This window comes from Gemmatimonadota bacterium, from assembly GCA_021295815.1.
GTDB lineage: Bacteria > Gemmatimonadota > Gemmatimonadetes > Longimicrobiales > Gaopeijiaceae > JAGWBQ01.
On the sequence record JAGWBQ010000007.1, the window covers coordinates 183,922 to 196,216 of the forward strand.

The window sequence follows — 12,295 nt, forward strand, 5'->3', positions numbered from 1 at the left end:
TCGTCAGCGTCTGAAGACGATCTCCCGCTCGCCCCGCCAGGTCGTCCGCTCCGTGCGACCGTCCGGCCACCTGACCTCGACCGCCACCGAGCCGGAACGCAGCCTGTCGACTCCCAGCACCTGCACGGCTCCGTCGCTCGACCAGAAGCCGGATCCGGCCCGGACCTCCCGCACGGGACCCTCGCCGTCCCGGTAGCGAAGGCGGACCCGGGCTCCTACGCCCGACGGGTTCCCCGGACGCCCGACGAGCCGGACCCGTATGCCGGGATCGCCGCCTGCGTTGCGGTAGAGCGCCGGCGGACCGGCGTTGACGCCGAAGGCGAGATCGGTGCGGGCGTCGCCGTCGAAGTCGGCGGCGGCTAGGCCGCGCTGGTCTCCCGCTATCGACACTCCCGACTCCAGGGTGCTGAGCGCCGCGAAATCGCCCCGACCGTTCCCCAGCAGGATCAGGCCTCGGCCCGAGTCGTGGCGCTCGGCTCCGGTGCGATCGGGAAAGAAGTTCTGGGCGAGGGCAATGTCCTCTGCGCCGTCGTGGTTGAAGTCCGCTACTGTGACGCCGTGCGCCGGAGCGAGCTGCGCGGCCTGCGGCAAGGGTGCGGCCTCGAAGCGATCACCCCGATTCAGGAAGACGGTGTGCTCCAAGGTCGTGATCCTCACTACCTGAGCGGTCTGGGCCGAAGGTCCGAGGACCTCTTCGAGCGACGCGTCGGCGTATGCGGAGAAGGAGGGAACCGTGCGGGAGCGTACATAGGGCAGCGCACGGCGGAGCTCCGGATAGGAGATTCGCGGTGCGATGTCGCCGATGCGCGGGTCGTGCTGGGCGAGGAGAAGGTCGAGCGAGCCGCCCCGGTCGAAATCCCCCCAGTGCCCGAACACGGGTGCGGTCGGAGTCGGTCGCAGGCCGGTGTTCGTCCCCCAGGAGGTGAGAACGAGATCCATCAGGCCGTCGCCGTTCACGTCTCCTGCGGCGACTCCGTTCCACCAACCGAGATGCGAGCCCAGACCGAGTGCCGCGCTTCGGTCCGTGAGCCGGCCCGATTCGTTGATGTAGACCCGAGGCGAGCCCCAGTCCAGCGCGAGCGCGAGATCCGGGTCGCCGTCGCCGTCCAGGTCGGAGAAGGTGGCTCCCGAAACCAGCCCCGCCTGGTCCACCGGTTTCGACGCCTCGGGATCGTGTTCGAGCCGACCTTCCCGACGCAGAAATATTCTCGAGCGGGGAGTAAGGGGATACGCGTGCTGGTAGGCTCGTCCCCCGATGAACAGATCCAGGTCGCCGTCGCCGTCGATGTCGGCCGAAGCCAGCGGTCCCGTGGACGCGCCGTCGGACTCCAGGGCGGGCCGTAGCGAGGGAGGGTCGGCGGCGGTGGCGACCTGCCATACCGGTGGCAGCGAACGGGCCGTCTCCGCGTTTCGCGCCTCCCAGTTCGCCACGCCTGCGAGGACCGATCCGTCGGGTTCGGGCACCAACCCGCTCACGTCCCATTCGAGGACGGAAGAGACGCGCACCTTGGCGGCGACGAAGCCCGAGCGGTTTTCCGCGACCGTCAGCCTGCCTCCGGCTCCGCCTCCCGAGACGAGATCCGGGTCGCCGTCGTCATCGATGTCCACCCAAGCGATCCCCGGTCCCAGGCGGTCGAGGCTGCGGGGGAGGAGGGGCTGCGCCTGCGCGTCGTATGGGTCGTCGCGGTGGAGATGGGTGACCCGGGCGGAGACGTCCGCGAAGAGCGGCGAAGGGGACCCGGAGGCGGGACCCGGGTCGGCGGCGGACTCCTGCCGTGAAGGGGCGGGCGGGTCGGTCTCCTGCGTTCCCTCCTGGGGCGCCTGCGAGTCTGCCGAAGCCTCCGTGATCTCGTAGAGTCGGCCGGTCCGGGCCGGCGTGCGACTCTTGCGGCCGTCGGGCCAGCGAACCGCGATGACGAAGGAATCAGCGTCCAGGGTGGCGAAAACGAGCTGGCCGTCCGCGTGAGAGAGGTAAAGCCCCCCGGCACCCACCTCGGCTTCGAGGCTCGGTCGTCCCTCTCGTCCGTCCCCCGGCCCTCCTATGCCGTTTGCAGTCGGATTCGGAGCGAGATCCACCACCTCTCCGTCGGCGTTCCGTCCCTTCTCGATACGCACGCGCGCTCCTACGGCGTCGGTATTGGGCGGCAAGCCGACGAGTCTCACCGCCACCCGGTGGGCCGAGGCGTCGTTGCGAAGGACGACCGCCACGTCCCCCAGCCGGTTGATCACCAGGTCGAGGTCGCCGTCGCCGTCCAGATCGCCGGTCGCCAGGCCATGTGAGATGTCGGGTCCAAGATCGAGACCCCAGTCGTCGGCGAGATCGAACTGACCGCGTCCGTGGTTCCGAAATGCGACGTTCGAGACCCTGAGTTCCGGGAAGGCGTCGATGACTTTGCGCCAGTCCTCGCCGGTGCCGGCCGGCGCGGCCGTCTCACGCATTCGGACTCCGGTGTCGCCGTCGAGCGGATCCCAGCGATGGCCGTTGACGGCGACGAGATCGAGATCGCCGTCGAGATCGCCGTCGAAGAGTTCGCTGCCCCAGGTCCAGTCGGAGGCGTCCACCTCGGCCCAGCGCGCCGCCTCGGCGAAACTGCCGTCGGGTCGGCGGAGCTGAAGTGTGTTCCGGTTCACCTGCATGATCGAAAGGGTGTCTCCGGCCGGCGGCCTGCGCTCGATCAGCATGGGGACCTGCGTCTTCCGGCGGCGCGTCGAGAGCGGTAGCATGTCGGCGACGAAGATATCCGTCAGACCGTCCGCGTCCACGTCACCGAACGCGATCGACATGGAGGCGTGGCTCGTCTTGGGCAGCGCGGGCGCACCGACCTCGGCGAAGTGTCCCGTGCCGTCGTTCAACCAGAAGCGGTCCGGGCTTTCGAAGTCGTTGGCGACGTAGAGATCGGGATCGCCGTCGCCGTCCACGTCGTGAAAACGGGCGCTCAGCCCCCAGTCCCTCGGTTCCCGATCGGCATCTCTCCCGACCCCTTCCGACGAACCGGCCTCGGCACCGAGAAGTCCGAACCTCGGCGCCGTCACTCCTGTGCGGTCGAAGTGACCCGTGCCGTCGTTCAGCCAGAGGTCGTCCTCCTCGCCGAACTCCCACGACATGACCTCGCCGTTGGAGCCGCGGACGATCTCGTAGTGGTCCCGATACCGTTCGGCGACCTCGACCGACCCGTCGGGCATGTCGATCAGCACCGGATGCTCGCGTCGCACTTCGGGCGGGAAAACGTCCGCCGCCCTCCACAGCTTGTAGTTGGTCGCGTACAGATCGAGGTCGCCGTCCAGGTCGATGTCCGCGAGCGCGAGCGTGCTTCCGGCGCGGGCGATGTCGAAACCGGCCTCCGCCGAACCGTCGGAGAAGTGACCCGTGCCGTCGTTCACCAGAAGACGCACGTGCGAACCCATGGACGAGACGAGCAGGTCCTGATCGCCGTCGCCGTCCACGTCGGCGAACGCCGCTCCGCTCGGGTGAAGCCCGGGCATCGACGTTCCGGCGGATTCGTCGGCCCGCTCGAAGCGAAGACCCCCGCGATTGAGGTAGAGGGCGTTGGCGCCGCCGGTGTGGGTCAGGAAGATGTCCGTTAAGCCGTCACCGTCCACGTCGCCCAGCGCCGTTCCCGCCCCGTTGGCGAGGTGCTGATTCGCCACCAGCAGGTCCGGCTCCGGGTCGTTTCGGAAGTCGAGTCCGCTCGCCCGCGCCGTCAGCGCCGTGAAGCCTTCACCTTGTGCGCGGTCCACCTCGAGCACACGCCAGCGGACGCCGTCCTCCTCTACCCAGACGACTTCCGGCGGGCCACCGCAGCCTGCCGCCAGAAGCCAGGCCGCAACGAGGGCGGTTCGTTTTACGGCACCGCCGGGGACCGCCTCTTTGTCGCCTTGGCGGGACGTGCTGCTCGGTGTCGGGGTGAGGATCGGACCCATTTCAACCTTGTGGGCGTAGTTACTGGGGCTTGCAGCGTCAATTGTACCCCGATCCCATCGCCCGTGCCCATCTAGCCTTCAGGGAGCCATGCGCCGTTCACCCCTCTTTATCGGAACGGTTTTCGCACTCGCTTCGTCAAGCGTGGCGTGCGAGTCCGGACTCGATCCCGTGCCCAATGACGGATCGCCGCCGGGGCTGGACGTTGAGGAACCGTATCCTATCGATCGCGGAGACGAGGGTGTCGGGACGCCGGGCAAGTACAAGGGTCTGTGGCTCCGGCTGGCGGACACCGGCCAACCTGAGGTCACGCAGGTTGCGGTCACGCAGGTGGACTCCATCGTGACCGTGGTCTGCTTCGGCATGATGGAATCGGCCGCCGGGTGCGGAGATTTCGTCGCCCGCATCACGAGTCATTGGCTGAACGAGCGGGCGCGCAACGTCGTCGTCGTCAATTGCGGGCAGGACGGGTTCGGAATCGAGTCGTGGGCCGATCCGGAGAAGGACGCCCGACTCTGGGAGCCGTGCATGCTCCTCGTCCGCGAGTGGTTCGGCCTCCTTCCCCACCACGTCAGGGTCGTCTACGCCGACGTTGCCCTGGAGCGGCTTACCGGCGACGACGGAGACCGACTCCCCGCCTACCCCGACCCCGAGTCGGGATACTGGAGGATGAAATCCCACCTCACCGCCTTCACGGCCAGACTCCCGAACTTCTTCCCCGACCTGCAGGCCGTCTATCTCTCGTCGCGCACCTACGGCGGATTCGCCGCCGGATCCGCGTCCGCTCCCGTGGAGCCCAACAGCTACGAAGAAGGCCACGCCGTCAACTCCTGGATCGCCGAGAACCCGGAACGGAACGGCATCTGGTTCGGCTGGGGCGCGTATCAGTGGGCGCCGGACTGCGGAGCCGGGGTGACGAACGGGCAGGAGATATGCTATTTCAGGGACGACTACGCGGTGAACGGTTACTCGCTCTCGCCCAAAGGCCGGGGCAAGATGAGCTGGCAGATCCATTATCGCCTGCGGCGCGAGCCCTGGTATCGAGGAGGAACGTAGTGCGCGTCTAACGAACGCCGCCGTCGAATCCCGTTCTGAGGCTGACCGCGACCGCCTCGGGATCCTCGGCCGCCATGAGTGCGCCGACCGCGGCGACGCCGGTGCAGGTGCCGGCAAGCTTCGCCACGTTCGCAGGCGTGATCCCGCCGATCGCCACCACCGGCGCATCGCATCCGGCCGAAACGGCGAGCACGCCCTCGGGACCGATCGCTCGCCCGGCGTCCGGCTTGGTCGAGGTGGGAAAGACTGTTCCGCAGCCGATATAGGAAGCTCCGTCGGCGACCGACCTGCGCGCGGCGGAGGGATCGTCGGTCGAGTACCCTATCGCGAAGCCTGGGGGCGCGACCCGGCGGGCTGCCGCCACAGGAAGGTCGAACTGGCCCAGATGCACGCCGTCGGCCCCGGAAGCCAGCGCCACGTCGAGCCTGTCGTTGACTATGAGAAGCGCACCCGTCGCCTCGCGCAACGGAAGGAGTTCCTTCGCAGCTAGCAGGAGTTCACGCGCCGAATCGTCCTTGTTGCGGAGCTGGATCGCCGTCGCGCCTCCCCGAAGCGCCGCCGCCGCCGTCTCCACCGGAGATCGATGGGCGGAGAGGGTGCGCTCGACGATCACCATCAGCTTCAGCGCCTGCCCAAGGTCACTTCTCACGTTCGGTGTTGCGGATACGGGCGATGGCCCGGTTGTGTTCGGCGAGGGTGCGACTGAACTCGTGGTAGCCGTTCCTCCCGGCCACGAAGAACATGAACGACTCGTCGGCCGGCCAGAGCACGGCGTCGATGGCGTATTCGCCCGGAGCCCCGATCGGGCCCGGCGGGAGCCCGCTGCGGGTGTATGTGTTGTACGAGTGGCCCGCGACCGAATCCATGGCTGCGTAGAGCAGCCGGGGACGCCAGCCGCCCAGGGCGTAGAGCACGGTCGGATCGGCCTCCAAGGGCCAGTCCTGCTCGAGCCGGTTGCGATAGACCGAAGCGATGCGGGGCATCTCCTCGGTCCTCGCTGCCTCGGCCTGAACGATGGAAGCCAGGGTCAGCACCTCGTGCTTCGACATTTCCAGCGAATCAAGACGGACAGCGCGAAGGGAGTCGTCCCAGACACGGTTCTGCCGCTTCCAAAGCTCGCTGATCACCCGCTCGATCCGCGTTCCCGAAGCGAATCGATAGGTGTCCGGAAAGAGGTAGCCTTCCAAGCTCGGAATCGGTGAACCCAAGCTGACCGCGAGCGCGGAGTCCGTCAGCACTCGGGCGACCTGGGCCGAATCTTCCGGGGTCACGGCGGAGAGTGCGCCGGCCATTTCCTCCAAGGTCGCTCCCTCGTGGACTGTGACGGCGACGGTGACCACCGCGCCGCGGGTGATGCGGTCGAGAATCGTACCCCAGCTCGCCCCCTTCTCGACGCTGTAGCGGCCGTACTTCATGTTGAGATCGTCCCCGCGGAGTCTTGCCAGCGCCCGGAATCCCCACCTCCACCCGACCAGACCTCGAGCGGTCAGCGTATCGACCACTTCACGCGGAGTCGCGCCTTTCGGGATAACGAATTCGATCTCCGTTTCAAGGTCCGGGGCGAAAGCTCCATCGTCGCGGGAACTCGAAGGGCCTCCGGTCATCCAGTGGAGTCCGAGCACGAGCAGCGACGCACCCGCCGCGAAGACCGCCACCGTGCCTTTGGCTGGCACGAACCCGCCCGGCCACGGTCCCCGCGAATTTCGGATCAACGCTCCAGGGTCCTCCGGTCCAGCCACGCTTGAAGGATGAGCTGCGCCGCCGCGGTGTCCACGCGCTCACGGCTCTTGCGCTTCTTTCGGGGGAGCCCCACCGCCCGAACCGCCGCCTGAGCTCGAACCGAGCTGAGACGCTCGTCGACGTAGGCCACCTCGGCTCCGATGCGGTCGGCCACTGCACCCGCGACCCTTCTGACCTCCGCGCACCAATCGTTTTCCTCACCGGCGAGCGTCAGCGGCAGGCCGGCGACCACGTGGCTGACTCCGTGTTCCTTGCCGATCCGGGCGAGACTCGCAACCGGCGGACGCCTACCCGTTCTGCGCCTGACGGCAGGCATGGGCGTGGCGATCGTGCCGGTGGGGTCGGAGAGGGCCACGCCGATCCTCTTGAGACCGTAATCCAGACCCAGCGCGCGCATACCGCCCTTGATCCCGTCGGCTTCCTTGTTCAAATGCGCACTGTCAGAAGGTAGAAACTGCCCGGCTACCGGGACGGTCTGCCTGGTACTCGGAAACGTCGCGCGGTCTGATCACAGAACTCGGTCGGTTCCGTGCCCGGAATGAAAAGTTCCACGTAAGAATTTTCGGCATCGCACCACTTCGAGGCCAGCAACCCGGTCGTCCGATCCACCCTGATGGGTTGCAACCCCTCGGGCATGGGCCAGGTGCCCGGAATGTCGAGCAGGGGTGCGACGGCAGGGATGCCTTCATCCGGATCCGCAGGCCGACCCTGGTAGACGCGCTTCATGAAAGACCCCCAGATCGGCGCGGCCAGCCCTCCACCGGTCGCCTGTCTCACATCCGACCCCAATTGGAAGATGGGAACGGGATTGTCCATACCCAGCCAGACCCCGGCGAGAAGATTGGGGGTGAAGCCCATGAACCAGACGTCGGTGCCGTCGTTGGTGGTTCCGGTCTTGCCGGCTGCGGTTATCGTGGCCGGAAGTCCGGCGATGATCCGGATCCCGGTATGGGCGGTGCCAAGCGCGACCACGTCCTCGAGCATCGAGACCATCGCCCGGGCCACCAGCGAATCCAGCACCTGCGTGCGTTCGGGTTCCGGCTGCCAGAGCACGTTGCCTTCGGAATCCTCGACCTTCAGAATGGGGAAAGGACGCACCTTGCTTCCCATGTTGGGGAATGCCGAGTAGGCCTCGGCCATCTGGAGCGGGATGACCTCCGCCGCCCCGATCGTCGTGGACGGGAAGCGCTCGATCTCGGTCCGGATCCCCATACTGCGGGTGATCTGTGCGACCGTTTCGATGCCGACCTCCTCCCAGCCCAGCTTGATGGCGATCATGTTGGTGGAGGTGTAAAGTCCTTCGCGTAAGGTGATCGGCCCCTTGAACTTGCCGCCGAAGTTGGAAGGACGCCAATCCTCGCCGCTCACCTGCGGGTAGACCACCGGCGCGTCCACCACGATCCTCGAGGCGGGAATGCCGCTCGCCAAGGCCGCCGTGTATACGAACGGTTTGAAGGAGGAGCCCGCCTGTCTGCGCGCGAGCCTGACTCGGTCGAACTTGGACTGCTCGAAGTCACGTCCGCCAACCATCGCCAGAACGTGGCCGGTCTCGGGGTCGAGAGCGACGAAAGCACCCTGCAGGTATGGCGTGGACGAGCCCGTGAAGCTCTCCACCGAGTCGAATTCGGCGTACCGGGGGTGCTGGAAGGCGGAAGAATCCGATTCGACCCGCAGCAGCCCTTCGTCCAAGGCCTCGCGCGCGGCGCGCTGCATGTCGAAGTCGAGCGTGGTGTAGACCCTCATTCCGACCCGGTAGATGTCGCTGCCGAAGCGGTCCTGAATGATGTCGCGCACCCACTCCTCGAAGTAGGGCGCCATCGAGCGCGGAGGTCCCTCGGATTCGATCTCGGGCAACGGGAAGGCCTTCCAGGTCTCGGCCTCGTCTCTCGACAGAAAGCCCTGGCGGGCCATCAGGTCGAGCACCATGTCGCGGCGGCTCTTCGCGCGTTCCGGATAGCGGAAGGGGTCGTAGTGACCGGGGCGGTTGAGGATTGCCGCGAGTAGGGCCGCCTCGGCGACGTTCACGTCGGCGATGTTCTTGCCGAAGTAGCTCCTGGACGCGTTCTGGAATCCGAAGCCTCGCCCCATGTAGATCTCGTTGAGATACGCCTCGACGATCTCGTCCTTGGAATACGCCTGTTCGAGCTCCAGAGAAATCTGAATCTCCTTGAGCTTGCGGATGTAGATCCGCTCGAATCCGATCTCGTCGAAGAGATTGCGGGCGAGCTGCTGGGTGATGGTGCTTCCTCCGCCCAGGTTCCGTCCGGTGAGCTGGCCGATGGCGGCTCTCGCGATACCCCGAAGGTCGAAGCCGCCGTGGTTGCAGAAGCGCTTGTCCTCGACGGCGATGACCGCCTGCGTGACGTACGACCTCATCGCGTTCGCGCAGCCGGACTCCCGGGTCGTCGAGGATGCCGGGATAGCCGGGATGGTGGCGCCGGCCGACGAGGGCGGGAGGGCGCCGAGCGAAACCGGGTCGCGGGGTCGGAAGCCGATTTCGGCGAACTGGCGACCGGTGCGGTCCAGGATCTTGCTGGTCTGTTCGTGTTCGAAGGTGCGCACCTGGGCGACGGACGGGCAGCTCTCGGCCTCGCAGAGGTTGCGCCAGACTCCGTAGGCCAGCCCGAGTCCCATGCAGCCCAAGACGACGCCCGCAGCGGCCAGTTGTCGCCAGGGCAGCTTGGCGAGGAGGATGCGAATCCGCGAATCCTTCGGTCCGTCGGAGCGTTTCGCCGTAGGTTTGCGCTCGCTCTTGGAAGAGGGCCTGCCCGGTGCCGAACGGGATCTGGAGAGAGGCATGAACCGTCCTACACCGGGGGCCGGGGAGGTTTCCCGAAAAAGGCGCGACCCCAGGTCACCGCATCATCGCTCGCGGGGCGTTCGATGAGAGGGCTTGTATCGACTCGTCGGCGTCGAGGCGACTTGAGCCGCGAGCCCACCTTGCACATTCCCGATCTCTGCGTAAATTCCATCCGACCGCAAAGGCCCGCAGTCCCATGCGCAGCCGCCACGTCGATGTTGCAACACCGGTGTAGCGCCTCCATGCGCCGGCTCCTCTCTCCGCCCACCTGCCCTCCGGATCATGAAAGACACTCTCGCGAACATCCGTCCTCTGATCGTCATCCTCTTCTCGGCCGCCCTGGCCGCAGCCGGAGCGTGTGCGTCGTCGGGCGGCGGAGATTCGATTTCCTCGTACCGAAAGGACCTCGGACGCCAGCTCGAGCTCACTTTGGAGGAGGCGAGGCTGAAGATCTGGAACCGGCACGGTTGGAATCAGGTCAGGCGCCAGTCGGAGTACCAGAACCTGTACTGGGAGTCCGACTGGCGAGGGCTCGTGCCCGAGAGCGGTGGCACCGCGACCGGCCCGGAAAGAGGGCGGGCGAGGCTGATCATCCGCGGGCGGCGGGTGCAGGAGCAGCTCGGATCGAACCGGGTCTCGTCCGATGCCGAGGGCGGAATCTACCGGATCACGCTCCATGGCGAGTACCAGGTGATCGGGGGCATCGATGGCGAGACGTGGCGTCCCGTACCGCCCCCGGAAGATGTGGTCGAGCTGTGGGATCTCGTCTACAACGACATGTATCTCGAGGTCAGGACCGGGATCACCCGGAATTAGTCAGCGCCGCTCCATTATTTCTATCGCGGCTCTCCGGACGATCGACTCCCCCCCGAGGAGATCGGTCGCCTCCACCTCCAGCAGGTAGCTGCCGGCTTCGAAGTCGTCGAGGTTCACGTCGATCCATCGTGCCACCCGAGTGGTGGTGCCTTCCATCGGAATTCCAATGGTGACCGGATCGCCGGATACGGGGCGGCCGTCCAGGTCGAGTTGGGTGAGGCGGAATCCAAGCTCGTAACCGGACTCCAGCGAATCGGCCCGCAGGCCGTAGAGCTCTACGTAGACGCGCATCAGGTCGCCGGGCCACATGTGCCGCGCGGGCAGAAGCGGAAACGGGAGCGTCGAACTCTCGGCGAAGATGTCGTCGCGCCCTCCGAGCCCGAGGGGTCTCCCGACGGCGATGTCGCTCATCTCGAACCGATCGGTCGAGAGCGGATTTTCAAGATAGACGTGGTCGGCTCCGACAAGCGACAGAGTGTCGAAAGCGGCCACCGGCTCGCCGATCGCTTCGGCGTAGACGCTCACGTGCATGGGCTGGTCCGGATGGAAGAGCCGGAAGACCGCGATCCCGCCCGAGGCCGCAGGCGCGTCGCGCGAGGTTCTGCCGGCTTCGCGCAGGGTGCGGTCGCGGAGCAACAGCACGTGCCGGGTGTCCCTTATCGGCGTCATGAAGGCTCTCCGGCGGTCGCCGTGACCGTCCAGGACAAGGCGGGGTGCGGCGAGCGACTGGAAGACGACGTTCGGGCGGTTTTCGGCGTCGAGCACGCGAACTGCCTGTAGGACGAGCTCCGTCGCCCGCGAGCTGCCCTCGAAGTCGGACTTGGCACGAACGACCGGTGCCCCGGGCGGATGGTAGCGATCCTCCTGTTCGTAACGGATCGAATACGTTTCGAGGGTCGGTCCGGTGGGTGAGGGCCTGCCGTTCGCGCCGAAGACGTTTCGCCTGAGGGTGTAGCCGTCCCACAGATCCGAGAGCTCTCCGAAGCGCTTGCTGTAATGGCCCCCTAGGACCGCGAGGTCGTGGTAGTAGAAAAGTTCCAGATAGTATTGTCCTCTCACGCCGCCGGGAGTGAGGTTGCGCGAGCCCCGCGCCCTTGCCTGGTCGCTCACGAGGTCGAGCGGCCCGCGGACGAGCTCGAACGGACCGGATCCCCGCACGTTCCCGAAGAGGAAATAGGTCATCTCGAAGGGGTTCAGGTCCCGGTATCTCCAGAGTGCGAAGTCCGGGTGCGGATCGAGACGCCGCATCCTTGCCATCCATTCGCGGTCGGTGACCCGGATGCGCAGCTCGGCCTCGCTTCCGCCTAGAGTGCCTCCGATGGCATCGTCAGGAGGTCCGAACTTGACGAAGACGGTGCCGCGGTCGTCGGTGCGGTAAGGGCTGCGGTTGTGGCGCACGAAGCGCGAGCGGGCTTCCACGATCCGCCGCCAATGCTCGACGAGCCTCTCGTTCAGGGGCGTGTCCGGGGTGGGATCGCGCTCGATCCAGAATCGGGCGATCCTGTGCGCCAGCCCACGGTAGCGTTCGGGATCGTCGTCCGAGTTCTCCGGGATATGATCCTGCCAGGAGATGGAGTCCCGGCGCGGCAGGATGGGGACGATCCGGCGGGCCTCCTCCAGTATGAAGGACGAGAGCGACCCGGGTACGTCGCCGGTGAAGGACCAGAGGTAGAGAGAGGAAGCCTCTCCCAACCGGTCCTCCGCACCGCTCCTGATCGCGGCCGCGATGAAGGCGGGTCCGATTCGGGGATCCGAGACTCCGACAGGCAGAGAGTCGGTCGCGCTCGACCAGAGATCCAGGGCCTCCTGCCATCGCTCTTCCGAGGCCAGCTCTTTTCCGCGCTCGTAAAGGTCCGTGACGGCGACCGCAGGCTCGGGATCCGCAGTCTGCTCCGCAGCGTTCGAGAGCAGCTCGGCGTCGGCCGAGCACGGAGCTGCCAGAAGCGCCGCGATCACTGACACGG

The 12,295-nt window shown here is 66.7% G+C and carries 8 protein-coding genes; 2 read left to right on the forward strand and 6 right to left on the reverse strand.

The features are described from left to right. Positions 1 to 3: 3 nt before the first annotated feature. Positions 4 to 3,921, reverse strand: coding sequence for a CRTAC1 family protein (locus J4G12_04315; GenBank protein ID MCE2455029.1), 3,918 nt, complete (start codon positions 3,919 to 3,921; stop codon positions 4 to 6). A gap of 88 nt (positions 3,922 to 4,009) precedes the next feature. On the opposite strand from J4G12_04315, the gene J4G12_04320 reads away from it, so the two are divergent. Further along, positions 4,010 to 4,975, forward strand: a complete 966-nt coding sequence (locus J4G12_04320) for a hypothetical protein (GenBank protein ID MCE2455030.1) — start codon at positions 4,010 to 4,012, stop codon at positions 4,973 to 4,975. 7 nt (positions 4,976 to 4,982) lie between these two features. Here J4G12_04320 and thiE read toward each other — a convergent pair whose 3' ends face one another. Genes thiE through J4G12_04340 form a run of 4 tightly spaced genes read right to left on the reverse strand, consistent with a single transcriptional unit; the run spans position 4,983 to position 9,514 of the window. Then, positions 4,983 to 5,591, reverse strand: a complete 609-nt coding sequence (thiE, locus tag J4G12_04325; GenBank protein ID MCE2455031.1) for a thiamine phosphate synthase — start codon at positions 5,589 to 5,591, stop codon at positions 4,983 to 4,985. A gap of 22 nt (positions 5,592 to 5,613) precedes the next feature. Further along, on the reverse strand, positions 5,614 to 6,687 hold the full coding sequence (gene mltG, locus J4G12_04330; protein ID MCE2455032.1) for an endolytic transglycosylase MltG: 1,074 nt from the start codon (positions 6,685 to 6,687) through the stop codon (positions 5,614 to 5,616). Continuing rightward, positions 6,684 to 7,145: a Holliday junction resolvase RuvX gene (gene ruvX / locus J4G12_04335; GenBank protein MCE2455033.1), complete on the reverse strand. Its 462-nt coding sequence runs from the start codon at positions 7,143 to 7,145 to the stop codon at positions 6,684 to 6,686. The genes mltG and ruvX overlap by 4 nt, the downstream gene beginning before the upstream one ends. Before the next feature lie 32 nt (positions 7,146 to 7,177). Further along, the gene (locus J4G12_04340; protein ID MCE2455034.1) at positions 7,178 to 9,514 is read right to left on the reverse strand and encodes a PBP1A family penicillin-binding protein; all 2,337 of its coding nucleotides are present in this window, start codon (positions 9,512 to 9,514) and stop codon (positions 7,178 to 7,180) included. 283 nt (positions 9,515 to 9,797) lie between these two features. Between J4G12_04340 and J4G12_04345 the strand changes: the two genes are divergently transcribed. After that, a complete protein-coding gene (locus J4G12_04345; protein MCE2455035.1) occupies positions 9,798 to 10,331 on the forward strand; it encodes a hypothetical protein in 534 nt (177 codons plus the stop codon). Here J4G12_04345 and J4G12_04350 read toward each other — a convergent pair whose 3' ends face one another. Continuing rightward, positions 10,332 to 12,293: a GWxTD domain-containing protein gene (locus J4G12_04350; GenBank protein MCE2455036.1), complete on the reverse strand. Its 1,962-nt coding sequence runs from the start codon at positions 12,291 to 12,293 to the stop codon at positions 10,332 to 10,334. Positions 12,294 to 12,295: the final 2 nt, after the last annotated feature.

Coding starts and splice junctions, on each gene's coding strand:
- J4G12_04345 (MCE2455035.1), top strand. CDS start 9,798: ATGAAAGACACTCTCGCGAACATCCGTCCTCTGATCGTCATCCTCTTC.
- J4G12_04340 (MCE2455034.1), bottom strand. CDS start 9,514: ATGCCTCTCTCCAGATCCCGTTCGGCACCGGGCAGGCCCTCTTCCAAG.
- thiE (MCE2455031.1), bottom strand. CDS start 5,591: ATGGTGATCGTCGAGCGCACCCTCTCCGCCCATCGATCTCCGGTGGAG.
- J4G12_04315 (MCE2455029.1), bottom strand. CDS start 3,921: ATGGGTCCGATCCTCACCCCGACACCGAGCAGCACGTCCCGCCAAGGC.
- J4G12_04320 (MCE2455030.1), top strand. CDS start 4,010: ATGCGCCGTTCACCCCTCTTTATCGGAACGGTTTTCGCACTCGCTTCG.